Raw genomic sequence first — 26,287 nt, 5'->3', positions numbered from 1 at the left:
ATGTTTGATGGAGAGGTGGTGCATTTTGTTAAAACGGATAACGTTTTTTGTTGTAGTGCTTGTACTGGTAAAGCCGATCTACGATTACGGCTCGCAATGGCTGGATGAGGCTAAACAATTTTTGAATGCCAATGAGGTAGTTATTCAGGATGCAACTTCAGAAGTCATTTCAACTGTGAATTCGGCAAAGGATACGCTCATTCATACCACAACTGCTGCTACACAAACACCACCGGATGCGGAATTGCCTGCGAAGGTACAAACCGTCGAAGAGTTGGCGGATTCTTTTTATTATTATTTAAGTCGCTGGGAAAACAATTTTGAAATTCATTATGTCGGAAGCACGGCGGATATTGAACAGATCATTCAATCTGCTGTGGATGAGGCGTCAAATCGCAATCATTATATTCTGGGACATTTGGCTGAGCGCAAAATCGAATACGAATATAGCCGTTTCGATGCGAAAATCAGGGTGCATCAAACGTATTTGACCAACGCAGCACAAGAGGAAATCGTCAATAAAAAAGTAGCCGAACTTTTATCGACGGTCCCGGTCGAGTCGATGTCCGATTTTGAAAAAGTGAAGTTCGTCAATGATTTTATTGTGAAGAATACAGCCTACAGCACGGAATCAACTGCCAGTCCGCATAGTGCTTATGCAGTGTTGCATGAACATAAAGGTGTTTGTCAGGGCTATGCTTTGCTTGCTTTGAAAATACTCGAGGGATTGGGGATGGAAACCCAATACGTCATCGGGGAAGTCTATACAGGTGGACATGCATGGAATTTAGTAAAAGTGGATGGAGATTGGTATCACCTGGATACAACGTGGAATGATCCAACACCCGATCGGAAAAATATCGTCCGCTATGAATATTTCTTAATCGATGACGAACAAATGAAGCGCGATCATACTTGGAAGACTTCCGATTATCCGGAGGCAACGAATTTAAAATATGACTTTATGGCTCAAATTGACCACGCCTATGAACAGGACGGATTGATTTACTATAGCAATGTGAACGACAACGATATTTTATATCGAGTAGATGTGAACACTGGCGAAACCACACGTTTAACGGATAGCCGCGCACAATTTATTGTTGGCTATGGCGATTGGCTGTATTTCAGCAATTATTCAAAAGGGGCTTATCTGTCAAAAATTCGAAAGGATGGAACGGACGAGTCCATTTTATTCCGTGAAGAAGTAAACAATTTATTTGTTGAGGATGGTTATTTATACTTTTCAACAAATGACGGACTGAAAAAGATGGAGCTTTGACATAGAAAAGCGGAGAACGCCCGTAAGCTCCGCGTCGGCGAAACCGCAACGTTGTGTTGCATCGCCGACATGACTCACATCGTGTGAGCCTCAAGCGTTGGAGGTACCTGACGAGTGTGCCTACACACGTGGGAAGGTACCGAAACGCTCGAGGAGCTGGCGTTCGCAGCTGGATAATAGAAAAGCGTAGATTACTTAAAAACCCTTAAACAGCATTCACGTCAGCTGTTTAAGGGTTTTGTTTTAAAGCAAAGCACGTTTTGCAATATATTCAATAGGCCGTTCACTGCACAGGTTAAAGGAAATCTTCGGATAAGCGTTCCTTAGAAGTTCCTGCAAGCGTTCCAAAATGAAAGAGTTATGCTGCAAAATGCCGCCATTTAAGTATAGAGGGAATGGGGCCACGCCATACTCGATTTTGGAAAGCGAGGATTTAACCAACAAGGAAAGCTCCTGTGTAGCTTGCTGTGCAATCACGAGCGCTTGCTCGTCGCCAAGCATAATCGCCTCATTAAGGACCGGGCTAAGACTTGCTGTTAGGGCATTGGTATAATGCGGTTGGTAAAGCCAAGCAACGAGTTCATCGATTGAATAAATGTTTAGTTGCTGGAATGCCAGCTGTTTCAATAAAGTCGGAGGTAGTACTCCATCCTCCGATTTGAAAACCGCCTGTAAGATTTGCCGTCCAATCCAGTACCCACTGCCTTGATCACTTGCGCGGTGTCCCCATCCTCCTGAACGGACCACCTTTCCATTGCCATCCGTAGCAAACGCGATGGAGCCTGTTCCAGCAATTAGAAGGGCACCCGGTTTTCCTTCAACCAGACCTAATAGGGTAGAATGACCATCGTTTTCGATCAGGAGTTCTTCTATTATAAAGGGGGCTCTCTTTAAACTTTGTTTGACAATATGCGTGACAGCTTCCAAATCCGCCTTTGTATCGATTCCCGCAATGGCGAAAACGGCAACGTGGATCCTTTCCACTTTCGCTGAAATATATGCGTCGCAAAGGAGTTGGCCCAATACTGTTACTGCCTCAGTTTCACCGATTGTTTGATAATTGGAACCGCGGGCTGTTTTTTCAAATAAACATTTTCCGGAACTTGTTCGGACGGTTAATGTTGTTTTTGTCGCCCCGCCATCAACAGCAAGGATGATTGATTCTTCCATTATTTCACCCAGCCTTCAAGAAACTGCTGGAGTTGCACTTCGCAGTCTACGATTCTTTCATTCTTTTCCTTGACCCATTGTTCCAACAAGGTTGCAGTAGATTGTGCTTCAAGAAGTGAGTTGTGCATCGTTTCCGGCGCCGGTCCACCTTGTAATGAGCGCACTTTAACAAAGTACTCGGGCTGTAGTGCATGATCAAACTGTTCTTTTGAAATTTGCAATGCTTTTCCTGTCAATTCCTGGGTTACTTCATTCACTACTTCCCATGTTAAGCTTTGAAGAGAAGTTTTGTTTGCAGCGAGCAATTTTTTGATGCAGCTGCTTACAATGCGGTGCGATTGCCTAAAAGATATATTCTCGGAGCGTACAAGAGAATCCGCAAGTTCCGTTACATTGGCAAAACTATTTTCCGCCCGCTTCAACAGCTGTTCTTTGTTTACCTCCATCGTTACTGCCAAACTGCCAAAAAGTTGATAGATTCCACGCAGCCTTTCGATTGCACGCCATAAATACGGCTGCATATCATCCTCCGTATCGACAATGTCCCCAAAAGGTGTATTATGAATCATTTGCAGCACGGTGGAAGCATCGCCGACAACTGCAGATAACAATGAACGGGTATGTTCGATTGAAACAGGATTTCGTTTTTGCGGCATAATTGAGCTAATTTGCACGTAGGGGCTTGCCAAACTAATTGCATTAAACTCCTGTGTTGCCCATTGCAGAAAATCCTGCGATGTTCGCCCAAGGTTCAGCGCGGCAAGTTGTACGACACTGGCAGCTTCTGCAATATAATCTGCCCCTGCCACAGCATCCCATGCATTTTCAATGATTCCATCGAATGCGAGCAATTCTTTCATTCGTTGTCGATTAATGTTAAAGCCTGTTGTAGTAAGTGCCGCTGCCCCCATGCTGCTTTGATTGATGGTTGCATAGGCTGCTTGCATCCTTGTAAAATCCCTTGTTAATTGATCAATCACAGCTTTTAAATAATGTGCAAAAGTGGTCGGTTGTGCTTGCTGTGTATGTGTATAGCCAATCATGATCGTGTCCACATGCTCTTTTGCAAAGGCAATCAAGGAAGAGCGCAGAGAGAGCAATTCTTCCATCAAGGACAACAGTTTCTTCCGCAATGTCATGCGATAAATGGCAATTCCCATATCATTGCGGCTGCGGCCTATATGCAAATTGCCTGCTGCATCTCCCGCAAGTTGGATGAGTTCGTTTTCGATGCGGAAAAACAAATCTTCAAATTGAGGATTATAATCACGCTGTCCAAAATCATCCAGATCAAGCTTTGCCAGGGCTCGCCCGATTTGTTTTGCCTCCTCAGCGGCCACAAGCTGCTGCTCTTCCAACATTTTTAAATGGGCAATGTGTATGTGTACCATGGACTTTAAAAAGTGTTTCTTTGCTTCATCATATGCCGGCTGAAGCACCATTTGACGGTAACTGGAAGAAGGGAACAGGGTGCCTTCCCGTTCGATTATCTGGCTTTTAAAATCTTGAAATATCAAAATCAACGCCTCCGCAAAAACCTTTCAAATTTTAGCTAACTTTAAAAGTATTGGGTACATAAAGAATGGGTTACTACTATTAGATGTTAATAGGGTCTTTTTCTCTGGGCTAGTACAGTCGGCAAGACCATTCCAATCAGCACCAGGACAATTCCCACAACTTGCAGGAGTGTCAGTGATTCCTTTAATACCAATACCGATGCCATAATAGCAACGGGCAATTCCATAGCACTTAAGATGGAAGAAAGGGCACCGCCTACTTTTGGAACCGCGATGGAGAGCAATAAAAACGGCAGGATAATGCCGAAGACCCCTAATACTATCCCGAAAATCCACAAATCGGTTTTAAATAATGTACCATTCCAAATGATTTCTGGAGAGAGAAAGATCGATACGATAATTAATGCAACAGTAGACATTAGGAAAGTACGTGAAATTGACGATAATCCTTCTACTTTTCTGGAATTAACTTGAATGAAAATTGCAAAGCTTGTAGCTGCCAGCAAACCATAAACCCATCCTTGCCATGGAATTGCAGCAAAGCTTGTATCGAGCACTCCGGCTGCTAGAAGAGTTCCACCAAGCAGGAAAACCAGCGAAAATGCTTCATAGCGAGTCGGTAATCTTTTATGAATAATACAGTCAATCAATAAACCAATCCAAGTGAATTGGAAAAATAAAACGACCCCCATGGAGGCAGTGATATAGTTTAAGGCTAGTCCATAAACCATCCCCGTTGTAGCGGTAAAGACTCCAGCCGCTACAATTGTCAGGATGTCGGATTTACTTAATTTCGGCAAACTTCTTTGTGTGAAAAGGAACAAAATCAAAGCCATCAAAAAACCGATCAAATATTGGCTTGTTACGGCTTCATTGGTAGTGAATCCATGCCCCATAGCTACTTTGATAATGGTAGATAATAAGCCATAGCTGCTTGAGGCTATGACGATTAGTAGGGGATATAAAAGTTGTAATTTCATGATGTATTACCTGCATTTCTAGTTAATTTAATTTTTTGACCATGTGGAAAAATGGTTCATTAATGATTGTCCATGGTTCAGAAATTGTGAAACCAAGACGTTTATATAATCTTTGGGCATCCTCTTTTTGAGTTTCTACATTTAAGGAAAGCTTTGAATATCCTTGTGACAAAGCAACTTCTTCAGCATAAAGTAAAAGTTTTGTTCCTATTCCCAATCCCCGAGCATCTTGATGAACACAGATCGTATCGATGTAAAATTCGTCTGGATGCGCCTCTGCATCTATAGTTGAAATGGGAGCGTTTTTTTGCTCAAGCCATTGTTGTAAACCGGCATCTAATTTAGCGCCATCCTCACCGTTGTATAAAACAATGATGCCTAGGATGTTTTTGTTTACGTTATTTACGGCAACATAAGTATTTAAAAAAGAGTGGCGATTAGCCGTTCTTTTAAAAAGAACTTGAAGTTGTTCCAGAATTTTGGATACTTCCGATTCTCCTGTTAATCGGTTTGCAATCTCGCCAAGCGCCTCATAAATTAAAGGGGCTGCTTGATGTGCATCCTCTACTATAGCTTTTCTTATTTGTATTGTCATGGTTATTTTCAATCCTTCCTCAAAAAATTATAACAAAATATTCAAGGAAGAAATGACTTTCTGCTTATCTGAATAGTTTTAAATTTTAAGGTTTCGTAAAAATTATGTTACGCTGAAATAACTATAAAATTTCGGAGGGTTGACTACTCATGCGTGAGTCCAATAAAGAGTTCGTATTAGTTTACGGAGATGCATTCGTTGATTATATAGCCAATGATAAAACCAATACAGCGTTTACGATTTTTTGCGGGGGAGCAACAGTGAATGTTGCCGCAGGAATTAGCAGGATAGGAGCCCCATCTGCTTTAATTACCGTAACGGGCGATGATCAAACATCTGAATTTGTTCGCGCAGAGCTGGAGCGCGAGGGAGTCGGCATGGACTACGCCATCCTTGCACCAGAAAAACGTGTAAGTGGGGTATACGTTCATTTAACGGAAGATTGCGAGCGGATTTTTAAAGATTACGTTGATGAAACCCCTGATTTGCAGGTAACTCCAGAACAATTAAATCAGGAAGCATTTAAAAGAGCTTCCGTTTTTAACGTGTGTTCCGGCACGATGTTCCACCCAACTGCACTGGCAACTACCCGAAAAGGCGTAGAAATGGCCAAAGACCAAGGAGCCATTATTGCCATTGATGCGAATATCCGCCCATTGCGCTGGAGCAGTGAAGAGTTTTGCCGTGAAATCGTCACATCCTTTTTTGAAGATGCCGACATTCTGAAATTAACGGATGAAGAGTTATTTTTCCTGACAGAAACCGATAACCTGCAGGAAGGGATCGAGAGAATAAGCCAGTATTTGGTGCCGATTGTTCTTATTACGCTTGGAGCAGAAGGAACATATGCGGTTCTGAATGGCGAAGCAATGCATGTTGCTACGGAAAAAGTGCAAGCTGTTGATACAACCGGTGCGGGAGATGCCTTTATGGCCGGCGTCCTGCGTTATGTGCATTTTAATGGATTGCCAACAACTCCTGAAGAGCTAATGAAGTGTGCAGGATTTGGCAACAAACTCGGTGCCCTGGCAGCCACAAAACCAGGCGCATTAACAGCACTGCCGCATTATAATGAAGTAAAAGAGTGGATATAGTTAGACCTTAAAACAACCGGCAGTGTCGACTGCCGGTTGTTTTTGATAGATTGGCGTAGTTACAGGTGAATCTTGCGCAAACCGGTCAAATGGAAGCATCTAAACGCCCGTTTGAAGTGAACCTGTCCTAAACCGGTGAATAGGAAGCGTCTAAACGCCTGTTTGAAGTGAGCAGGGTGCGAAACGGTCGAATAGACACCACCCAACGCTCCATCCCAAGAGAAACCCTATTGCTTACAAACAGCCATAGTGAAACATAAAAGAAACTGCACCTCAAAAGTTAGTCGTTACTAACCATTGGGTGCAGTTCTTATATTTAGACACTTGTGACACCATAAATAGAATGGATTAAGTGTGGATTCGTTACAAGACCTTCCTTGATTTTAACTTCATACATTTTGCTCTCAAAGGAAAATTTAAAGACGCCATTGTCGAAGTCAGTCCCGATTTCTTTAAAGAAAATGCCTTCAATGGAAGCCTTGTTCGGGCAAGTAAAGGCAATTTTATAGGTTTCGGAGTCGCGAATCACATAAGCGCGAACACCTTTTTCAAAAGGGTTGCCTTCATCATCAACTACAGGTCGGTTGACAGCCACGATATGGAAGTCCACAAACGGAATTTCTTTCAACAAAACATTTACGAATGATCCTTTCGTGATTTCTTCCCAACGGCTTTGTGCACTTTGGCCGACAATAATTTGAGTGATATTTTTCTCGCGCGCAATATCAGCAATAACTTTTTGAATCGGACGTTTTTCGTTGTCGCGAATGATAAAATCTTCTACTTCCAGTTCTTTTGCCAACTCTGTCCATCTGTCGATATAGCCTGATTTTTCAGCATCAAATGTATCCACCGGTTTGGCATCTACTGTCAAAATGTAGAGTGGACAATCCAATAAAGTAGCAAGTTTATGTCCCCTGCGAATCAGACGTTCTCCATTAAGCCCATAATAAACACAGACTAAAATACTTTCATCTATTCTTTTTGCATGCTTCATAGATCATTTGCTCCTTTAATTCGGTTCATTATACAACTATATAAATCATTCTTAGCAAAAAAACGTATAAATAAGCAAAGTAAATGCGTATCGAATGCATGTAAATTATTCTTATTGTATACTTAGTATTGGGAAAGATAATAAAATTTTGCTTTAAATATTCAAAAATAACTATTTTGTTAAATAGTGCAAACAGATAATAAAATGTTTATCTTTATGCCACATTATTATAAGTGACTATTTATTTAAGTCAAGTGGATAAAACTATTTCCATGTTTTGTTACGAAAAAAGGAGGTATTGGCTTGTGACAATTGATTTTGCCATTATACTAATTCCGTTTATTATGGCAGCACTTATCCTGTTATTTAACAAGCAATTGCGAAAAAAGTATCTAGGTTGGATTGTACTGATCATTCCTGTTAGCTTGTTCCTTATCCTGACTACATATATCCCTCGTATTGCAAACGGTGAAACCTATACCCATACGTATGAGTGGATCCCCGCATTTAATCTTAATTTCACTACCTATATCGATGGATTAAGCTTGATATTAAGCTTATTGATCACAGGTGTGGGAAGTTTAGTGATATTGTATTCCATTTTCTATTTATCAATGAAAGAATCGCTACATCATTTTTATTGTTATTTGCTATTGTTTATGGGCGCTATGTTGGGTGTAGTGTTTTCGGATAACTTGATGGTACTGTATGCCTTTTGGGAATTAACAAGTGTTTCTTCATTCCTTTTAATCGCTTTTTGGCATCACCGGAAAGCATCACGTGCCGGGGCGAGAAAATCCATGACCATTACGGTGTCCGGCGGCGTTTCCATGCTGACAGGATTTTTAATGCTGTATGTGATGTCGGGAACATTCAGTATACGTGAAATTATTGCGAATGTAGAAAAGATCAGTGAGCATTCACTATTTATTCCTGCACTTATTTTGATTTTATTGGGAGCATTCACGAAGTCTGCCCAATTTCCATTCCATATCTGGCTTCCGGATGCAATGGAAGCGCCTACACCCGTTAGTGCGTATCTGCATTCGGCGACAATGGTTAAAGCCGGGATTTATTTGGTAGCCCGCTTTACACCGGTTTTTGGCGGGGAAATGGTTTGGTTTTGGACAGTTACGGGAGTAGGATTAATTACTCTATTCTGGGGCTCATTTAATGCGGTTCGCCAAACAGATTTAAAGGCGATTTTAGCATTCTCCACAGTCAGTCAACTAGGTTTGATCATGAGCTTGCTGGGACTAGGGTCTGTTGCTGTGCATCTCGGGTATTCAGCCGATACGGTTATTTATACCCAAGCTACGTTTGCAGCACTATTTCATTTAATTAATCACTCCACTTTCAAAGGTGCTCTCTTTATGATGGTCGGAATCGTCGACCATGAAATAGGAACACGTGATATTAGGCGCTTGGGCGGGTTGATGTCCATCATGCCGTTTACTTTTACCATTGCGGTTATCGGAAGCTTTTCAATGGCCGGGTTGCCGCCATTTAATGGGTTCTTAAGTAAGGAAATGTTCTTTGCCGCGACCGTTAAAATTCTGCAATTGGATGTATTCTCGATCGAATCGACGGGCATCTTAATTCCGCTCATCGCGTGGGTAGCCAGCATTTTAACGTTTGTTTATTGCATCATTATAGTGAACAGAACGTTCCTGGGAAAAATAAAACCGGATATTCAAGAGAAAAATCCTCATGAAGCGCCTTTGGGGATGTTGATCTCTCCATTTATTTTAATAACCCTAGTGATTGCCATTTTCTTCTTCCCGAATCTATTGGGAGAGTATATTTTAAAACCGGCAATGGCCAGCGTCTATCCGACTTTCCCGTCTGCTGCGGAAATGACGCCGCATATTTCGGCATGGCACGGGTTTAATATAGAGTTATTAATGACAATAGGCGTCATTGTGCTAGGAATTGTTTTATACCGGTTATTGAAATATTGGAAGAAGATTTATCGTATTTTCCCGCAAAATTGGACGTTGAATGCCATATATGAAAGAGTTATCACTACGAGCGAAAACGTTTCGGAAAGTATAACGAACCGATATATGAACGGGAAATTAACGCATTACTTTATTTATATATATATAAGTTTTGTCGTAATTGTTGCGGGCACCTTTGTAGCCTTGGATGCATTTTCTTGGAACCCTAGGTTGGACGCACCTGTTGAAACCTATGAATTGCTTCTCGTATTCATCATGATTTTCACGGCGATCGGGCTTGTTTTTGCTAAATCACGGATTACCTCTGTATTGCTAAACGGCGTTTTGGGTTATTCGGTTGCATTTTTCTTTGTCATTTTCAGAGCGCCCGACCTGGCATTGACGCAATTGGTCGTGGAATCTGTTACAACTGCGCTCTTTTTAATCTGTTTTAAGCATCTAGGGGCTTTAAAGCCTGAACCTTCTTCCAAACGTGTAAAAGTTTCGAACGGGGTCATTTCGATTCTTGTAGGTGCGACGGTTACATTAATCGGTTTAGCAGTCGTTAATTATGAAAAGTTCGAAACGATCTCGACGTATTTTGAAAATTCCTATGAACTGGCCGGCGGTAAAAATATCGTCAATACCATATTGGGAGATTTCCGTGCGTTCGATACAATGCTGGAGGTTGTGGTGCTCTTTATCGCAGGGCTGGGCGTATATACGCTCATTAACTTAAAAGCAGCGAAAAAGGAGGGTGCTGACATTGAAAATAAATGATGTCATTTTAAGAACCGTTGTCAAAGGCGTTATTTTCATCATTTTAACGCTCGGTGTCTACCTTTTCTTCTCAGGCCATAACGCACCAGGCGGGGGATTTATTGGCGGGCTAGTATTAGGTTCGGCGATTGTCCTTTTGTATATTACGTATGATTTGGAAACCGTTCATAAAAAAATGCCCTTTGATTTCAAAAAAGTGGCGGCGCTGGGTGTTCTATTGGCAACGGGCACAGCGGTTGGCTCCATCCTTTTCGATGCTCCGTTTCTATCTCAAACGGATGGCTACTTCAACATCCCGATTTTAGGGGAGAAACACCTGACAACCGTAACCATTTTCGAAGCAGGCGTAGCTTTAACAGTTATCGGTACGCTTGTGACCATAATTTTAAGTATAGGTGAGGATGAATAATATGGAATCGTTAATAATGATTTTAGTTGGTATTCTGGCTTCTGTTGGAACCTATTTAATCCTCTCTCGAAATATAATTCGCGTAATTTTAGGGACAGCCATCTATTCCCATGCCGTTCATTTATTGATTCTGACAATGGGAGGGCTTAAAAAAGGCGATGTCCCGATACTTAGCCAATCTGAGGGACCGTTTACCGATGCATTGCCGCAAGCACTGATTTTAACTGCCATCGTTATTAGTTTTGCGACGACGGCATTGCTGCTGGTTTTGGCATATCGGACATATAAAACGAATGGTTCGGATGATTTCCACGAATTGAGGGAGATGCCTGATGAATAATTTAATCGTTTTGCCGCTGATCATCCCCATTATTACGGCAGTTGTTCTCGTATTTTTGCGTGACCAAATTGTGCTGCAGCGGATTATTAGTTTCGTAACAATGGGGTTTGTATGCATCGTTTCATTTATTTTGTTAAATATCGTTCAAACTGAAGGAATCATCCGGTTGGATTTTAGCGGCTGGATGCCTCCTTTTGGAATTCTCTTTGTAGCGGACTCCTTTTCGCTATTGCTTGTATTGACTTCAAGCATTGTGACTTTAATTTGTCTGCTTTATGCTTTTTCAATGATGGGACAAAGATATGAAAAAATGTTCTTTTACCCGTTTGTTTTGTTTTTGGTAGCCGGTGTAAATGGTTCCTTTTTAACGGGGGATATTTTTAATCTGTTTGTTTGTTTTGAAGTAATGCTGCTCGCTTCCTATGTACTGGTCGCGTTTGGCGGCGGGAAGAGGCAGTTGCGGGAATCATTGAAATATGTATTGATTAACGTTGTTGCTTCGTGGATGTTCCTTGTTGCACTTGCCTTTTTATATGGCAGCGTCAAAACATTGAATATGGCGCATATTGCCCAGCGTGTTGCTGAGGTTGGGCAAGATCCTTTAATTACAACGGTAGCGATTTTGTTCTTAATCGTATTCAGTTTAAAAGCGGGGCTGCTATTATTCTTCTGGCTTCCAGGATCTTATAGTGTACCGCCAACAGTTGTTCAAGCGTTGTTTGCGGCTCTTTTAACAAAAGTAGGAATATATGCACTAATTCGTACTTTTACACTGATGTTCCCGCTTCAACAAGAGGTGACGCATACCATTATCGGCATCATGGCAGGCCTAACGATCATTGCAGGCTGTATGGGCGCATTAGCGGGACGGGATGTCTATACGATTGCTACATATAACGTCATTATTGGGACTGGGTTTATTTTAATTGGATTGGCAGTTGGTACGGAATCCGCCATGGCGGGGGCAATCTATTATTTAATCCACGACATCGTGGCAAAGGCATTATTATTCTTGCTCATCGGAATGATGATTTACTTAACGGGTGAGACAGTCGTAAAGAAAATGAGCGGACTGATTCAAATCTATCCTATATTTGGATGGATCTATTTCATCCTGATGCTGGCCTTGGCGGGCATTCCACCGTTTAGTGGATTTATCGGAAAGGTGTTAATTGGCCAAGGAGCGATTGAAGCTCATTCTTATATCTTGCTGGCATTAGGTTTTGCTTCGAGTATTATTGTGTTGTATTCCTTGTTAAGAATATTCCTTGCTTCTTTCTTTGGTGAAACGACAATTAGCCCGGAAGACAAAAAACCAATTCCAAAAGGCGCTTATACTTCGTTTATTTTATTGGCCATTTCTATCATTTACTTAGGTATTGGAGCAGAAAGTATCGCGGTCTATGTAAAAGATGCGGCAGAAACCTTGATGAATCCGTCCATCTATATTGATGCGATTTTAAAGGGGTGAGTTGATTGTTCGGACAGTTTTTATTAAATCTATTTATTGCTTTGTTGTGGCTATTGTTAATGGATGAGCCAATACCGCAATTAACGACATTCTTTACCGGCTTTGTGGTCGGGATTGGCATTCTGTATGTGATGCATCGATTTTTCGGCACTCAATTTTACTTGCGAAAGTTAGCCAAAATTATTTATTTAATTTTGCTTTTTATCAAGGAATTGATGACTTCCGGCTTTGTGGTTACAAGACAGGTGTTGACGCCAAATCTGCAGATTACGCCAGGCATTTTTACGTATCAAACAAGTTTAAAGGGAGAGTGGGAAGTAACAGCCTTGGCGTTGCTTTTAACACTTACCCCCGGTTCTGTTGTGATGGAAGTATCCGAGAGCGGAGATGTCTTTTATATACATGCGATGGATATAGAAGATTCGAAGGAATCGGTGATCCGTTCAATCGGGAAGTTTGAAAAAGCAATTATGGAGGTGACACGGTAGATGAAGGAAACCATTTTACTATTAGCGCTAACGTTTTTTATGATTGCGATTGGGTTGCTGCTTTACCGTTCGATCGTGGGACCTACGATGCCGGACCGGGCCATTGCATTGGATACGATTGGCGTTAATATCATCTCGGCCATTGCCATCGTCTCCATTATTTTGTCGACTACAGCCTTTCTGGAAGCCATTCTAATTTTGGGGATTTTGGCTTTTATCGGAACCATCGCCTTTTCGAAATATATCGAAAGGGGTGTTATTGTTGAACGTAAAGGAGATTCTTGAATGGATTGCCGTGCTTTCAGTTTTGCTTGCGTCCATTATTAGTATGATTAGCGCATTTGGGATGATTAGATTACCGGATGTCTATACAAGATCCCACGCTGCCACCAAAAGTTCGACAATGGCGGTACTGGCTTGTTTGTCCGGGGCATTTATCTATTTTTGGGTGCATGATGGATATGTGAGTGTTCGCTTGATTCTGGGGATTGTTTTTGTTTTCATTACTGCCCCAGTATCCGGCCACCTGGTTACACGGGCAGCGTATCGTGCACGTGTCCCGCTGGCAGAAGGCTCGGGCGATGATGCACTTAAGCCCGTATTGTTTGGTGATGAACAAACCTCGCCTACAATCACGGCGGACAATGTTGATAAACATGAATGAAAAATAAATACTTATCCACAAATAAAAAACATTCGCTTTGTATAAAAGTGAGTGTTTTTTATTTGTGGATAATTTTACGGCTATTTTAAGGCAAATATCAAAATTTCTATGGGGACAAGTCGGGAAAATGAGGATAATCCTGTGGAGAAGTGAGGTGAGTGGATAAAAATTAGGGCGATTGTGGATATATATTTTATGTCTCTTAAAACTTTAATAGGGTAAACATAGAAACTTTGTTATTTAACAGTTTGACTAGTTATAATTGTTATATATAGGAATATAAGATAAATGAAATTTCTATGAACAAGAAACATTTCCCTTTGGAAATGATTGGAACATAAAAAACATGAATTCAATGGGATGGGGATATTCGTGGAATATGATGTAATTGTCATCGGTGCCGGCCAAGCCGGGCTTTCAATGGGGTATTATTTGCAGCAAACCAATCGCTCTTTTTTAATTCTTGATAAAGGGAAGCAGATTGGGGAGGTTTGGAAAAACAGATATGATTCTCTTAAATTATTTACGCCACGCACTTACAGTTCACTGCCGGGTCTGGCGTTGGAAGGGATTCAGAGCGACTATCCAACAAAAGATCAAATTGCAGAGTATTTATCTTTATATGTTAATGCATTTAAACTTCCCGTAAAACTAGAGTACTCAGTAAAAGGATTACATAAAGCCGATAAGGGGTTTTGCATTAAAACCAATCAAGGGGAATATACTGCCAAAAATGTAGTGATTGCAACGGGAGCATTCCAAAATGCGCTCATTCCGGCATTTTCGGTAAACTTGCCGGAACAGGTTCTGCAATTGCATTCCTCTCAATACAAGAATTCCGAGCAGCTTAGAGATGGCTCCGTATTAGTGGTGGGTGGGGGCAATTCGGGATCGCAAATTGCAGTAGAGTTATCAAAAGACAGAAAAACCTACATATCAGTTAGCCAGAGCCAAAGTTTCTTCCGCAAGAAGTCATGGGAAAAAGCATCTTTTGGTGGTTAGATCAATTCGGAATATATAGAGCGAGCCTATATTCGAGGGTTGGCCAGTTCCTAAAAAAACAGCCTGATCCAATCTTTGGTTTTGAGCTTAAAGAATTGATCAAGGGCGGCAAGGTAATTGTAAAGCCCAGAACCATCTCTATAAAAAATGACTTAGTTGTTTTTGAAGATCATAGTGAAGTGCGCGTAAATAACGTAATTTGGTCAACGGGTTTCAAGTCTGATTTTCAATGGATTGCCGTCGATGGAGTGCTGGACGAGAAAGGGAGCCCCATTCACCAAAGGGGAATCACCCCAGTAGAGGGATTATACTTTTTGGGATTGCCATGGCAATATAGCAGAGGCTCGGCACTTCTTCAAGGAGTTGGCGCAGACGCAGAATATTTGATTAAAAATATACTGGAGCCTAGTAAAATCAGGAACTGGAAATAGTAGATTTGTTGCTGGATTAAAAAGCGCTAATTCATAGTTTGAACCAATTTTTGCAAAGTATTGCGATTCTATTCTTGAATGTTCCAAAGCATGTTACTATTATTGAGGATGGTAGTCCCATGTTCTACCGTTAAACTAGTAATGAATTGAGCGGGTATTTTGAAAAAGTTTATTATTTTTTGTCTACTACTAATTGGTGTTTGGCCATTTTTATATATTAATAATCATTGGATTGTAACAACTGAAAAAGTCTATGAATCAGAAAAGGTTCCCCAAAGCTTTGATGGCTTTCGGATCACGCAAGTGTCGGATTTGCATGATGCTCTTTTTGGCGAGAGGCAAGAAAAGCTAGTTAAAGAGGTTAAGGAAACCAATCCGGATATTATTTTAATCACGGGTGATGTGATTGACAGCAATCGCTATAATCTGGAACAGAGTTTAATGGCAGTGCGGCAATTTGTCGAGATGGCAGAGGTTTATTATGTGATAGGAAATCATGAAGTGGCAACGAACCAAGTGCCAGAAATCTATGAAGCATTGACTGAAATCGGTGTTCATGTAATGCCGAATACGTCGACAACAATTGAACGCGAAGGGGAGACCATTTCGATTGTCGGGATAGAAGATCCTTTGAATGGTGTCGAGACCCAGGAAATGTTAAATGAAGCGATGACGGGTGTGAACCCGGAGAATTTAACCGTTCTGTTGGCTCATCGCCCCGAGAAATTTAATACGTATGTCGCAAATGAGATGAATCTAGTCTTTTCGGGCCATGCACACGGTGGGCAAATAAGGATTCCTTTTGTTGGCGGGCTAGTTGCGCCTGGTCAAGGGGTATTGCCCAAATATACTGCGGGGATGTATGAAAAGGATCGAACAACAATGAATGTTAGCCGTGGGTTGGGCAATAGCGATTTTCCTTACCGCATCTTTAACTTGCCTGAAGTGGTTACAGTCGAGTTGAAATCAAAATAGAGAGAGTTTCCTGAAACGGGAACTTGCATGTGAAACGAATAGAATTGAACGGAAACCGGACAACTAGGGGGAAATGGCAAAGTTGTCCGAAAGTGTGGAGTTATGGGACAACATCAGATAGAAATCGGTAAAAGCTGTCCCTTAGAAGCAATCAGGAAAATGCGAAACTTACAAGATAGCTAACTGCTTGATAAAAGCAGCCGCTATCTCATGGCTAAAAAGCAGAATTGATCTATAGCACTTCAGAAGCCTGTTCGCAGGAATCACTGTAAACTCTAGTAATTGCGTGAAGCTAAACAATCGACTCCGCTTCAAAATTGATCCAGTACATACTTAATTGTGGGACTCCTTCCACCTAAATTATATAATTTTTATCATTTCTTCCAACAGCTCATGTGCAGCAAGAATCTTTTCACCGCCGCCTTGAACAAAGGCATCATTTCCGCCGCCTCTTCCATTAATCAATGGAAGAATGGCACTGGCGACCTCTTTCATGTTTTGATTCCTGTTACTTCCGCGCGCGGCGACAAATTGAAGTTTGTCTTCGTTTTCGGCGACAAGAAGGCAGATTCCCTCGCTGTGTTCGGAAACAACGGCCCGGCCAAGCTTTTGCAAATTTTGCACAGGGCGATTTTCAAATGATGCCGCAACAAGCCCATTGACGCTGCTCTCCATAAGTTCCTTTGCCTCATATTCAAGCAATTTATTTTGTGCGTCTTCCAAAGCTTTTTCCATCGCTTTTGTATCGAACAACACTTTCCGCAATGCTTCCGCCGCAGACTCTTCTGGTACACTTAGCTGTCGGGCAACATCCGACAAAACGTTTTTCCTCATATCCAGCTGATTCAATACACGATTTCCGCAGACAAACGAAACGCGAGTGTTCTCTTTCATTTTTTCAGTGCCCATAATTTTGATGCAGCTTACTTGTCCGGTTGAAGTAGGGTGAGTGCCGCCGCAGCCGTTATAATCAAAATCAGGAATGATGACAAGACGGATGTCTTCCTCTACAGCTACCTCTTTGCGAAGAGGATACTGCGATAATTCATCCTTTGTTACCCATTTCGTTTCAATTGGCCGGTTTTCTAAAATAATCTCATTTGCACGTTTTTCTGCTTGGGCAAGCTGTTCATCCGTTACGAGAGATGCAGCAAGGTCAATCGTGACAAGTTCACTCCCTAGATGAAAGCTGACCGTTGGAAGGTCGAAAAGTTCCACAAAAGAAGCGGTTAAAATATGCTGGCCACTGTGCTGCTGCATATGGTCAAATCTACGTTCCCAATCTATGATCCCTCTTACTGTCCCCTCCAAAGACTCGCCATTGCCTTCAATGTAATGGCGTATTTCTTCATCTACCTTTTCTACACCCACTACTGACACATCGTTCAATTTTCCGGTATCATGCGGTTGACCTCCGCCAGTTGGGTAAAATGCTGTATTAGAAAGTACTGCATATGGCCCCTTATCATCTACTCCCTTATGAATGACACTCGCTGAAAATTCCTTCAACATCGCGTCCTGATAAAAAAATAGCTCCTTCATCAAATCTCCTCCTTTACACTAGCTGTTCCCTTTATTGTTTCATATTTAGAAATAAGTGTCACTTTCATACTTTAGATAAAACCTGGGAAATTTTATTTTTACTATTTTCATAGGGAAAATCTTCATGTAAACTAAAGTAGCATAAAATTACTAATTTTTGTTGTTTTAGCAAAAATTGAATAATGATACAGCATTGCAACAGACATAAGTAGGAGTGAAGAAAATGAGGAAACATACATTTGTATTATTGTTGATTATTAGTATGGTAGTTCTTTCGGCATGTAATAACGTAGAAGAACAATCTAGTGATGATCAACTGAAAGTTGGAATTATGTTATCGGATAATGGCTTGGGTGATCAATCATTTTCCGATATGGGATTTGCGGGTCTTGAGAAAGCTCGTGATGAGTTGGGCATTTCCTTTGATTACCGGGAATTGCAAGATTCCGAAACCTATGAGCAAGGATTGGAGGAATTGGTGGAACAGGGAAATGACTTAATCATCGGACTTGGTTTCTCCATTCAAGAAGCATTGGAAACAGCCGCTCAAAAATATCCGGAAGTATCTTTCCTATTAATAGATTCCAAATCTGATTTGCCCAATGTATATAATATTACCTTCAAAGAAGAAGAAGGATCCTTTTTGGTTGGTGTGATTGCAGGCATGAAAACACAAAGCAATGTCGTTGGATTTGTCGGCGGGGAAGACGTTGAACTCATACATAAGTTTGAAAACGGTTTTGTTGACGGTGTAAAGGCAGTGAATCCCGATGCCAAGATCTTAACTGAATATGCTGGGACATTTGGTGATGACCAGCTGGGAAAAAAGATTGCGGGAGAAATGATTGTTTCCGGGGTGGATTATATTTATCCAGCAGCGGGCTTTACGGGGGTAGGAGTTTTACTCCAGTCACAAGAATCGGGGATTTACTCCTTTGGGGTAGATAGCGATCAATTTTATCTTGCGGAAGAAGCGATTGTCTCTTCAATGGTAAAGCAAGTGGACGTAGCGATTTTCAATACGGTAAAAGAATTAGCTGAAAAGGGCTCGATTAGTGAAAAAGATCAACAACTCGGTTTAAAAGAAAATGGGGTAGCCATTGCACCCATTCGCATCATAAGCTTATCGGCTCAAGAACAAAAAACACTGGACCAGTACATCGAAGAAATCTCCAACGGAACTGCGACAGTACGGAAATAGGGTGATGAAGGTGAAGTTAAAACATAAAATATTACTATTATCAATGATTCCCTTGCTGCTTTCGACGTGTATTATTGGCTTTAATATTAGCCAATTATTTACCTTGAAATCATCAACGGAAGCAATCGTTCAATCATTGGTTACAGTAGAAGAGTTGAACAGTTCGGCAAAAAGTCTGCAAAAGTCATTGAGCAGTTATTCATTAAATAGCTCGGAAAGCAACAAAAATGACATTAATCAAGATTTGCAATCCATTGAAACAATTTATGCAAAACTGGCACCATCCTTAACGAGCTCAAAACAGAAAGAATATGCTGATAAAATCACAAGGAAATTCAATCAAATTTCAAGTGAATCTAATCAAGCAATTGAGGATAATAGCCAATCGGAAATTAAAAGACAGTCCATTCGGACAAAAGGATTGATCAACGATGTGATCGAGTTGAAACGCAACATTACCTCACAATATAATTCGATGCAAGAAGAGCTGGAAAATAATATTCAATCGATTATTTCCCTGTCGACGATTTTGATTGCCATTCTTTTAATTGGCAGTATTACAACGGCATTCTTGTTAACAAATCGCATCGTTCGCCGTATTGGACAAGTGACTCGCAATGCTGAGGAAATCGCAAAGGGAAATCTGGCCATTGTAGTGGAGAAATCTTCAACCGCTGATGAAATTGGACAGTTGCAAAATGCCTTTCATCAAATGTCGAGAACATTGCGAGAGTTTTTATCCCATGTTCAGGGCAGTTCAAGCCAGGTTGCAGCCTCAGCAGAAGAGTTAATGGCAAGCGCCGATGAAACGATGAAGGGCGCGGAACTGATTTCCGACTCAATTCAACAAGTTGCGAGTGGAGCAGAGAAGCAAACATTCATGTCGGGTGAATCTGTTCAATCAGCGGATGAGAGCTTATCTGCGGTGAATGAAATTACAAAAAACGCAGATGTCGCACAGCAGCTGGTGGTTTCCGCAAGCGAGAAGACAAAAGAAGGGTCGAATTATGTGGAAGAAACCGTTTCGCAAATGAAGCGCATAAACGAATCAGTAGAGGAAACGGACCATGCTCTTATCGTATTAAACAATCAAACGAAGGAAATTGTAAAAGTTTTAACGCAAATTACGGAAGTGGCCGATCAGACAAACTTGCTCTCGCTAAATGCATCCATTGAGGCAGCAAGAGCTGGCGAAGCAGGAAAAGGGTTTGCCGTTGTTGCAGATGAAGTGAAAAAGCTGGCCGACCAAACGCGGAATCTGGTATCCAATATTACCGGAATTGCAAATAGAATCGAAGAAGATACAGAAAAAACGGTGAACTCCATCAATGATGTAAAACAACGGGTCAACAAAGGTTTGGAAATTGCTTCGGAGACACAAACTACCTTTAGCAACATTCAAGAATCAGTAAACCATGTCCAAGGACAGGTGCTCAATATTACAACAATTTCTCAACGAATTAATGAAGAAGTGATAAAAGTATCAACACATGCCAATGAAATGGCTCACGTTTCAAAAATTGCTTCGGAGAATTCAGCTTCCGTTGCAGCCACTTCAGAGGAGCAGTTAGCCTCGATGGAAGAAATCACGGGTGCAGCCAATTCACTGGCACACCTGGCGGAAGAATTGCAATTGCGTCTATCTAAATTTACAATTTGAGAAACAATACGTTATTATAGAACAATAGACAACAATGCTTCAAAGACGCTTTGTAAGTCAAAAGTAAGGGAGTTTGAAGAATGGAAATTACACAATTTTCAATTGAAGAAATACTGGATCCAACAAACATTATTGAAGGAAAGCGCTTTGAGTTTTTATTGGATATTGAAGTAGATGAAGAAGACGAATTATATTCGGAAGCCGGAATTGAAGTGCGTGTTCTGGTTGGACAAAAACAAGAGAATGACATTTTCATCTTAAACTATTTCCTTATTGATAAAGGGAATAATGACTATCTCGATTTCGAGCTTGAAGAAGATGAAATCAGTATGATCCTCAATTTTTGCAAGGAACAATTAACAAAAGAAAATATCGAATAAAGAGGTACCGTTCACACTCTGCCTCTTTCTTGGCCTAAAATATAATAGCCCAGCTCCGAAATGGAAGCTGGGCTATTTCACGTATAAGGGAGCCGTTGCTATTGCTAGCTAGCTCTACCCAATCATACTCGATTTATTGAAAAAAATGGGTGGTTTTACAATGTCTTAATAAAAAATTAAAAATTCAAACACAAAGGAAGTTAAATCTCTTATTATCTGAGGTTAATTATAATGTTTTCTGATTATTTAAACTATAATGACAATAAAGTGTATAAATTTCAGAAACAAACTGTTATAATACTGATTAAATATCATATTTCTGTTTTAATACAGTTTTGGGGGATACTTGTACAATTGTTTTGAAAGGGAGATGGGGAAATGACGATACTAAAGGGGTTAAAAATTCTCGACTTTTCATCTTTATTGCCGGGGGCATTCACGACAATGATGTTTGCAGACTATGGGGCGGATATAATCCATATTGAATCTTCCCGCCGAGTGGATTTGATGCGAATTATGCCGCCTTATACGGAAGATAAGGAGTCGTATATTCATCAGCATCTAAATCGTTCCAAGCGGTCGCTTACATTAAATTTAAAAACGCCCGAGGCAATTGAAATCGTAAAATCGCTGGTTCAAGAATATGACATTGTGATCGAAGGATTTAGACCGGGCGTAATGAAACGATTGGGGATCGACTATGAATCGTTAAAAGCTGTAAATCCAAAATTGATTTACTGTTCAATTAGCGGATTTGGACAAACAGGGCCGTATCAATTGCGTCCGGGTCACGATAATAACTATCTTTCGATTGCAGGCCTTCTTGATCATTCTCGATTGAAAGGAAAAAAACCGGTTGCTTTGGGCTTCCAAGTTGCCGATATTGCAGGCGGGACGTTGCATGCAGCAGTAGGGGTGCTGGCTGCCGCTTTGCATCGGGAGAAAACGGGTGAAGGCAAATGCATCGATATCTCGATGACCGATGCAGCTTTTACATTCAATGCCCTCTATGGAACGTCTTTTTTGGCAAGCGGCCATTTGCCTCAGCCGGAAGAGGAGATATTAAACGGTGGAACCTTCTATGATTATTATCAAACGAAAGATGGAAGGTATTTTTCTGTCGGAAGCTTGGAACCTCAGTTCCGCAAGCTTTTATGTGAAGCATTGGACATACCCGAATTGATTCACAGCACCTTTAACGATTCCGCCTATACGCAAAAGCGATTCAAAGAAGCGGTAAAGGATGCGTTCTTAACGAAGGATTTTGATGAGTGGCTTGATATCATTAAAGACTTGGATGCCTGCGTAGAGCCTGTTTTAACTTTCGAGGAAGCTTGCGATCATCCGCAAATCCAAGCGCGGCAAATGATCGTGGAAGTACCGGATGCCAATGGAAATAAGCAAAAGCAAATTGGGGCTGCCATTAAGTTCGATGGGGCGGAGCCAACTTATCGATTTGTTGGAGCACGATTGGGCGAGCATACGAATGAGGTCTTGAAAAATCTTGGTTATTCCGATGAACACATTCATCAGTTAAATGAACGTGGCGTTTTAGAATAAAATTTGAAGGAGCGGTTTCGATATGAAATCGCTCTTTTTTTCCGTAATACTTCCTGCAAAATGGAATAAACGTGAGTCGAAATAATTAAGGAAATCTTAATAATTTTATGAAGTGTTTCTACATATTTATTTGTTATGATATGACCTACAGTTTTGTTGTAGAGGTGGATGAGAATGACAAAGGAGATTTATATTGTTCTAACAGAAACCAATACGGTTCTTTCAAGGGGGATACGCCTTTATACACAGCATGAATTTAATCATGTATCATTGGCTTTCGATTCAAGTTTAAGGGAAATGTACAGCTTTGGCCGGAAACATGAGAACAATCCCTGGATTGGCGGTTTTGTACAGGAAAACCCGGCATCAAAGCTGCTGAGGGAGTCAAATTGCGCCATCTATGCATGCCCTGTAACGGAAGCGCAATATCAAATGCTTCAAGATAAAATAGACTATTACAAAAAACATCAAAAGAACTTTAAGTATAATTTCGTTGGATTACTGGGTGTTGCCTGTAAAGTAAAACTAAAAAGAAAGAGAGCATTTTTTTGCTCTCAATTCATTGCAACCTTATTCAAGGAAACAGGCCTTTCCTTGCATGGATTTTGCCCGTACTTCATGAAACCGAATGATTTTATAAATTTGCCTTCCATCTCTTTGATTTATAAAGGGAAGGTGGGTGACTATATCCATTATGATGCAAGCACCCAAAGCAAACGGTACGATTTCAATTCACCAATCTACTGCGTCATCAGTTCTTTACATAAGCGGAAACAAAATCTCTTAAATCGTTAAAATGGGAATCAATCTTCAAGTATTTTTTATAAACTTCCATCAACTTTTCAAAAAGCTCATAATGCTCCGTTGCAAAAAAGGCTTTCAATAAATTGCAAAGATGAGAAGAAGTCATAGAGGCAATTTCATAAAAGGCGCTTTTCTCATCATTATAGTTTTTTAGCCACTCTTCGACCGACTGCAATATATACTGAGGGGAATTATGGACAATAAAAGCAATGTCCCGCTGTACAGTGGCTTCTATTTTAAATAACGCATCCTCATTATGATGCGCATCATCAAAGTACTCATAAATGCTCATGCATGAAGCGATTTCATGCTGTTGAATGAGCTGCACCACTTCGCTGTATTTTTCATTTTGTATAAGAGCATCAATTAAAATATAAAAAATTTGCTCTAAATAGTTTTTATCATATCGCTTCACTAGACTGTCAGGTTCAGGCTTTAAATTTGGCAGCACATCACTATATTCCAAAAGCAATTCGATGGAATGGTTCGTTAGCCGGTCATTCATGATTAAATACTTCCCATACTCCATAACATCAGCGGTGATTTTGTGATGCGCAGCTGTAATGGCTTTTATATAGATTAATAAAGTAAATTCTTTCTCGGATAGCGCCCATTTTCCTGTGCCCCAATTAGCAATAATATCTTCAATAAGCGCATCGATTTTTTGGAAGTGCCTCTTGCCGCCATTAAAATGGGAGATGACATTATATAAATGAAGTTCTTTCAATTGATAGGAACGTACATTTTCTTGATCTATGTATGTGATTAGCTGGTTTGTTGTAATAACGGATTGATTTAACGTAGAGTACGTTTCGACCAAGAACCTGAATCTCTTGATTAACTCATTTGCTTGCTGAATAGAATTGAGTGGCGCTTGCATAAATAGGGAATAAATTTTTTTGGAAAACAAAGCATCCCAAAATTCAAAACGATCATTCAAAATGGCTTGCACAAAATATTTGCTCCCGACTTGGTAGAGGTGAATCTGTCTTAAACCACCGACAGACTTGAATTTTGGAAGCTTTAAATCTTTGTTCAAGACAAGTGCCATTAGATTTTCAAATTGAAGTTCGTTATGGATTGTTAAATAATCAAAAAGCGCTTTTTTTCCTTGTGGCGATGAAAAGAATGCCTCAATCCGGTCATTAGCATTTTCCAGGTCGATTGAAATTTCATGCAATGCAGCATGCAAGAATAAATCAACCTTTCCCCAGTACTTTTTGGCAATAGAAAATATAAGATTTTGTGCTCTGGTCCGGTTTACTAACAGAGAGTCTATTGGAAGCATTGCTCCAAAAATATCCTGTTGAAAATCAGGGCGATTGGAAAGTCTGAAAATGGCCTCTTCAAGCGGTTGTCCACTCTTTCCATTTGATTCTTTCAATACTTGCTCATCGACTTTTAGCATGCCGCTCTTCCTTCCAAAGAAAATCCTACTCAAAATATACCAAATATTCTAATGGCATAGTATGGAAATTTAAAAATTAACATTTAGGGGATGAAAAACGCCTGAAACAAGGAGCTTCCTTCTTTCAGACGTTCGTTTATTTTTAAGTTTTTATGGAATTTAAATAGTGTCTAGCTCCAGCGCCCAGCCCCTCGAGGTCGCTTCAGTCCCTCGGTCGAAAGCTGAAAAGATGCTTTCGATTCGGGCCTTCCAGCGCTTGTCGGGGCTAGAACGGGCGCTTACGCTTTTCTTTTAAAGACCAAGCAGCGAGGAGGGTGGCGATATAAACGACTGCCGTAAATATGACGCTTCCGATTGGCAATTCTCCTGTATTGGAATACGTTCGAATCAGGTTAATGGTAAATAGGACAGAGATGAAAAGGCAAATATAGAAATGCCTTTTAGCTTTACGATTGGTTGTATTCATGATTACCTCATTTATTTGTTATTTTCTCCTCTCATGTTACCAAAGCGCAAAGAGAGGAGGCAATTATTTCATTTTCCGATATTTCAACTATTTTAAGAAAAGAGTACAATAATAGTAATTAGTGTAAGAAGAAAGGATTCGCAGTTCATGATTTATCTATCCATGATTTTCTTCCAGATTGTCGCTCCTATCTTAATATTGTTAATCATTGGGGCATTGTTGCAGAAAAAGTTTCAGTTTAATTTAAAGGCATTGTCCCAGTTGATCACCTATTGCTTTATGCCGGGAGCAGTTTTTCTGAATATATATGAAACATCGGTTGATATGTCGGTTCTAGGACAGGTCGCATTATTTATCGTATTTTTCATAGGAAGCCAGATGCTATTAAGCCACTATATCGCCAAGTGGATGAAACTTGAGAAAAAGGAATCTGCGGTATTTAAAAATAGTGTGGTTTTGATTAATTCGGGGAATTATGGAATTCCTGTAGCTCAAATGATTTTTGCAACTCAGCCAATAGGGGTAGCCATTCAAGTCATCCTGGTTATTTTCCAGAATATGACGACTTATACATATGGTTTGTATAACCTAATTTCCGCAACAAAATCCGGACGGGAAATTATAAGGGACTTTTTGAAAATGCCGATTCTTCATGCACTCATCATCGGTGTGATCCTGAACATACTGAATGTTGAAATTCCCCAAACCATTCGAATTCCATTAGAACATATTGCCGAAGGGTTTATTGCAATCGCATTAATTACACTTGGTGCACAATTGTCTCAAATCGACTTAAAAACAATGATCAATAAAACGATTGTGATTAGCTGTTTTACAAGATTGATAGTGGGACCTGCGGTGGCCTTGTGTATTATTTATCTATTCCGTATCGATGGGGTAGTGGCGCAATCGTTGTTGATTGCCAGTTCATTTCCGACTTCCCGGAACAGTTCCAGCTTGGCGCTTGAATATGATGTAGAATCAAATACGGCAGCGCAAACCGTTTTGTTTTCCACAATCGTGAGTTGTCTAACGGTGACGGTGGTGATCTATTTATCTACGATTTTATTTGCATAATATGAAAAGAAAACCAGGTCGGTAAAAAATCGGCCTGGTTTTTTGAAATAGATA

At 40.5% G+C, this 26,287-nt stretch carries 24 protein-coding genes and 1 pseudogene; 17 read left to right on the top strand and 8 right to left on the bottom strand.

All coding sequences use genetic code 11. The annotated features are described in order from the left end of the window. The first annotated feature begins 25 nt into the window (after positions 1-25). Positions 26-1,282: a DUF5050 domain-containing protein gene (locus D1B33_RS16610; RefSeq protein WP_118877527.1), complete on the top strand. Its 1,257-nt coding sequence runs from the start codon at positions 26-28 to the stop codon at positions 1,280-1,282. Between the two features lie 243 nt (positions 1,283-1,525). Here D1B33_RS16610 and D1B33_RS16605 read toward each other — a convergent pair whose 3' ends face one another. The 4 genes from D1B33_RS16605 to D1B33_RS16590 form a co-directional block, all read right to left on the bottom strand. Next, positions 1,526-2,452, bottom strand: a complete 927-nt coding sequence (locus tag D1B33_RS16605; protein ID WP_118877526.1) for an N-acetylglucosamine kinase — start codon at positions 2,450-2,452, stop codon at positions 1,526-1,528. Next, the gene (gene argH, locus D1B33_RS16600; RefSeq protein WP_407656753.1) at positions 2,452-3,966 is read right to left on the bottom strand and encodes an argininosuccinate lyase; all 1,515 of its coding nucleotides are present in this window, start codon (positions 3,964-3,966) and stop codon (positions 2,452-2,454) included. Before argH ends, D1B33_RS16605 begins: the two co-directional genes overlap by 1 nt. A gap of 89 nt (positions 3,967-4,055) precedes the next feature. Further along, entirely contained in the window at positions 4,056-4,949 is an 894-nt protein-coding gene (locus D1B33_RS16595) for an EamA family transporter (RefSeq protein ID WP_118877524.1), read from the bottom strand. A 22-nt stretch (positions 4,950-4,971) separates the two neighbouring features. Beyond that, complete coding sequence (locus D1B33_RS16590) at positions 4,972-5,544, bottom strand: GNAT family N-acetyltransferase (RefSeq protein ID WP_118877523.1); 573 nt, start codon at positions 5,542-5,544, stop codon at positions 4,972-4,974. 149 nt (positions 5,545-5,693) lie between these two features. Between D1B33_RS16590 and D1B33_RS16585 the strand changes: the two genes are divergently transcribed. Beyond that, the gene (locus tag D1B33_RS16585; RefSeq protein ID WP_118877522.1) at positions 5,694-6,638 is read left to right on the top strand and encodes a carbohydrate kinase family protein; all 945 of its coding nucleotides are present in this window, start codon (positions 5,694-5,696) and stop codon (positions 6,636-6,638) included. 316 nt (positions 6,639-6,954) lie between these two features. On the opposite strand, the gene D1B33_RS16580 is transcribed toward D1B33_RS16585, so the two are convergent. Then, positions 6,955-7,635: an adenine nucleotide alpha hydrolase family protein gene (locus D1B33_RS16580; RefSeq protein ID WP_118877521.1), complete on the bottom strand. Its 681-nt coding sequence runs from the start codon at positions 7,633-7,635 to the stop codon at positions 6,955-6,957. Positions 7,636-7,907: 272 nt separating this feature from the next. On the opposite strand from D1B33_RS16580, the gene D1B33_RS16575 reads away from it, so the two are divergent. The 9 genes and pseudogenes from D1B33_RS16575 to D1B33_RS16535 all read left to right on the top strand — a co-directional run bounded on the left by D1B33_RS16575 (position 7,908) and on the right by D1B33_RS16535 (position 16,135). Next, complete coding sequence (locus D1B33_RS16575) at positions 7,908-10,355, top strand: Na+/H+ antiporter subunit A (RefSeq protein ID WP_199677440.1); 2,448 nt, start codon at positions 7,908-7,910, stop codon at positions 10,353-10,355. Continuing rightward, a complete protein-coding gene (locus D1B33_RS16570; protein WP_118877519.1) occupies positions 10,342-10,764 on the top strand; it encodes a Na(+)/H(+) antiporter subunit B in 423 nt (140 codons plus the stop codon). Before D1B33_RS16575 ends, D1B33_RS16570 begins: the two co-directional genes overlap by 14 nt. Position 10,765: 1 nt before the next feature. Further along, positions 10,766-11,104, top strand: a complete 339-nt coding sequence (locus D1B33_RS16565; protein ID WP_118877518.1) for a Na(+)/H(+) antiporter subunit C — start codon at positions 10,766-10,768, stop codon at positions 11,102-11,104. Continuing rightward, complete coding sequence (locus D1B33_RS16560; RefSeq protein ID WP_118877517.1) at positions 11,097-12,575, top strand: Na+/H+ antiporter subunit D; 1,479 nt, start codon at positions 11,097-11,099, stop codon at positions 12,573-12,575. Before D1B33_RS16565 ends, D1B33_RS16560 begins: the two co-directional genes overlap by 8 nt. A 5-nt stretch (positions 12,576-12,580) precedes the next feature. Next, positions 12,581-13,063 carry a Na+/H+ antiporter subunit E gene (locus tag D1B33_RS16555; RefSeq protein WP_118877516.1) on the top strand — a complete coding sequence of 161 codons (483 nt, stop codon included), beginning with the start codon at positions 12,581-12,583 and terminating at the stop codon, positions 13,061-13,063. After that, positions 13,064-13,348, top strand: coding sequence for a Na(+)/H(+) antiporter subunit F1 (locus D1B33_RS16550; protein WP_118877515.1), 285 nt, complete (start codon positions 13,064-13,066; stop codon positions 13,346-13,348). Continuing rightward, positions 13,326-13,727, top strand: coding sequence for a Na+/H+ antiporter subunit G (locus D1B33_RS16545; RefSeq protein ID WP_118877514.1), 402 nt, complete (start codon positions 13,326-13,328; stop codon positions 13,725-13,727). The genes D1B33_RS16550 and D1B33_RS16545 overlap by 23 nt, the downstream gene beginning before the upstream one ends. A gap of 360 nt (positions 13,728-14,087) precedes the next feature. After that, positions 14,088-15,160 (top strand): annotated as a pseudogene (locus D1B33_RS16540) (flavin-containing monooxygenase). Between the two features lie 159 nt (positions 15,161-15,319). Next, on the top strand, positions 15,320-16,135 hold the full coding sequence (locus tag D1B33_RS16535; protein WP_199677439.1) for a metallophosphoesterase: 816 nt from the start codon (positions 15,320-15,322) through the stop codon (positions 16,133-16,135). Between the two features lie 360 nt (positions 16,136-16,495). Here D1B33_RS16535 and D1B33_RS16530 read toward each other — a convergent pair whose 3' ends face one another. Continuing rightward, positions 16,496-17,677: an alanyl-tRNA editing protein gene (locus D1B33_RS16530; RefSeq protein WP_118877512.1), complete on the bottom strand. Its 1,182-nt coding sequence runs from the start codon at positions 17,675-17,677 to the stop codon at positions 16,496-16,498. A 223-nt stretch (positions 17,678-17,900) separates the two neighbouring features. Here D1B33_RS16530 and D1B33_RS16525 point away from each other — a divergent pair, with 223 nt between their 5' ends. From D1B33_RS16525 to D1B33_RS16500, 5 genes are all read left to right on the top strand, one after another. Further along, positions 17,901-18,878 (top strand): BMP family lipoprotein, encoded by a 978-nt coding sequence (locus D1B33_RS16525; protein ID WP_118877511.1) that lies wholly within the window; start codon positions 17,901-17,903, stop codon positions 18,876-18,878. Positions 18,879-18,888: 10 nt separating this feature from the next. Continuing rightward, a complete protein-coding gene (locus D1B33_RS16520; RefSeq protein WP_118877510.1) occupies positions 18,889-20,538 on the top strand; it encodes a methyl-accepting chemotaxis protein in 1,650 nt (549 codons plus the stop codon). An 80-nt stretch (positions 20,539-20,618) separates the two neighbouring features. Beyond that, positions 20,619-20,918, top strand: a complete 300-nt coding sequence (locus D1B33_RS16515) for a DUF6509 family protein (RefSeq protein WP_118877509.1) — start codon at positions 20,619-20,621, stop codon at positions 20,916-20,918. A 378-nt stretch (positions 20,919-21,296) separates the two neighbouring features. Beyond that, positions 21,297-22,478 carry a CaiB/BaiF CoA transferase family protein gene (locus D1B33_RS16505; protein WP_118877508.1) on the top strand — a complete coding sequence of 394 codons (1,182 nt, stop codon included), beginning with the start codon at positions 21,297-21,299 and terminating at the stop codon, positions 22,476-22,478. A 174-nt stretch (positions 22,479-22,652) separates the two neighbouring features. After that, positions 22,653-23,273 carry a hypothetical protein gene (locus D1B33_RS16500; RefSeq protein WP_118877507.1) on the top strand — a complete coding sequence of 207 codons (621 nt, stop codon included), beginning with the start codon at positions 22,653-22,655 and terminating at the stop codon, positions 23,271-23,273. Here D1B33_RS16500 and D1B33_RS16495 read toward each other — a convergent pair. Continuing rightward, the gene (locus D1B33_RS16495; protein WP_118877506.1) at positions 23,230-24,690 is read right to left on the bottom strand and encodes a hypothetical protein; all 1,461 of its coding nucleotides are present in this window, start codon (positions 24,688-24,690) and stop codon (positions 23,230-23,232) included. The genes D1B33_RS16500 and D1B33_RS16495 overlap by 44 nt on opposite strands. A 265-nt stretch (positions 24,691-24,955) precedes the next feature. Next, positions 24,956-25,156: a hypothetical protein gene (locus D1B33_RS18370; protein WP_147370427.1), complete on the bottom strand. Its 201-nt coding sequence runs from the start codon at positions 25,154-25,156 to the stop codon at positions 24,956-24,958. A gap of 147 nt (positions 25,157-25,303) precedes the next feature. On the opposite strand from D1B33_RS18370, the gene D1B33_RS16490 reads away from it, so the two are divergent. Next, a complete protein-coding gene (locus D1B33_RS16490; RefSeq protein ID WP_118877505.1) occupies positions 25,304-26,233 on the top strand; it encodes an AEC family transporter in 930 nt (309 codons plus the stop codon). The last annotated feature ends 54 nt before the right edge of the window (positions 26,234-26,287 follow it).

Origin of the sequence: Ureibacillus yapensis (genome assembly GCF_003515775.1) — a bacterium.
Lineage (GTDB): Bacteria > Bacillota > Bacilli > Bacillales_A > Planococcaceae > Ureibacillus > Ureibacillus yapensis.
This window is presented reverse-complemented; position numbering and strand designations above follow the sequence as displayed.

Excerpts from the sequence above, each read along its gene's own strand:
- D1B33_RS16605 (WP_118877526.1), bottom strand. The coding sequence starts at position 2,452 with ATGGAAGAATCAATCATCCTTGCTGTTGATGGCGGGGCGACAAAAACA.
- D1B33_RS16595 (WP_118877524.1), bottom strand. The coding sequence starts at position 4,949 with ATGAAATTACAACTTTTATATCCCCTACTAATCGTCATAGCCTCAAGC.
- D1B33_RS16590 (WP_118877523.1), bottom strand. The coding sequence starts at position 5,544 with ATGACAATACAAATAAGAAAAGCTATAGTAGAGGATGCACATCAAGCA.
- D1B33_RS16585 (WP_118877522.1), top strand. The coding sequence starts at position 5,694 with ATGCGTGAGTCCAATAAAGAGTTCGTATTAGTTTACGGAGATGCATTC.
- D1B33_RS16580 (WP_118877521.1), bottom strand. The coding sequence starts at position 7,635 with ATGAAGCATGCAAAAAGAATAGATGAAAGTATTTTAGTCTGTGTTTAT.
- D1B33_RS16575 (WP_199677440.1), top strand. The coding sequence starts at position 7,908 with ATGTTTTGTTACGAAAAAAGGAGGTATTGGCTTGTGACAATTGATTTT.
- D1B33_RS16565 (WP_118877518.1), top strand. The coding sequence starts at position 10,766 with ATGGAATCGTTAATAATGATTTTAGTTGGTATTCTGGCTTCTGTTGGA.
- D1B33_RS16560 (WP_118877517.1), top strand. The coding sequence starts at position 11,097 with ATGAATAATTTAATCGTTTTGCCGCTGATCATCCCCATTATTACGGCA.
- D1B33_RS16550 (WP_118877515.1), top strand. The coding sequence starts at position 13,064 with ATGAAGGAAACCATTTTACTATTAGCGCTAACGTTTTTTATGATTGCG.
- D1B33_RS16530 (WP_118877512.1), bottom strand. The coding sequence starts at position 17,677 with ATGAAGGAGCTATTTTTTTATCAGGACGCGATGTTGAAGGAATTTTCA.
- D1B33_RS16525 (WP_118877511.1), top strand. The coding sequence starts at position 17,901 with ATGAGGAAACATACATTTGTATTATTGTTGATTATTAGTATGGTAGTT.
- D1B33_RS16515 (WP_118877509.1), top strand. The coding sequence starts at position 20,619 with ATGGAAATTACACAATTTTCAATTGAAGAAATACTGGATCCAACAAAC.
- D1B33_RS16505 (WP_118877508.1), top strand. The coding sequence starts at position 21,297 with ATGACGATACTAAAGGGGTTAAAAATTCTCGACTTTTCATCTTTATTG.
- D1B33_RS16500 (WP_118877507.1), top strand. The coding sequence starts at position 22,653 with ATGACAAAGGAGATTTATATTGTTCTAACAGAAACCAATACGGTTCTT.
- D1B33_RS16495 (WP_118877506.1), bottom strand. The coding sequence starts at position 24,690 with ATGCTAAAAGTCGATGAGCAAGTATTGAAAGAATCAAATGGAAAGAGT.
- D1B33_RS18370 (WP_147370427.1), bottom strand. The coding sequence starts at position 25,156 with ATGAATACAACCAATCGTAAAGCTAAAAGGCATTTCTATATTTGCCTT.
- D1B33_RS16490 (WP_118877505.1), top strand. The coding sequence starts at position 25,304 with ATGATTTATCTATCCATGATTTTCTTCCAGATTGTCGCTCCTATCTTA.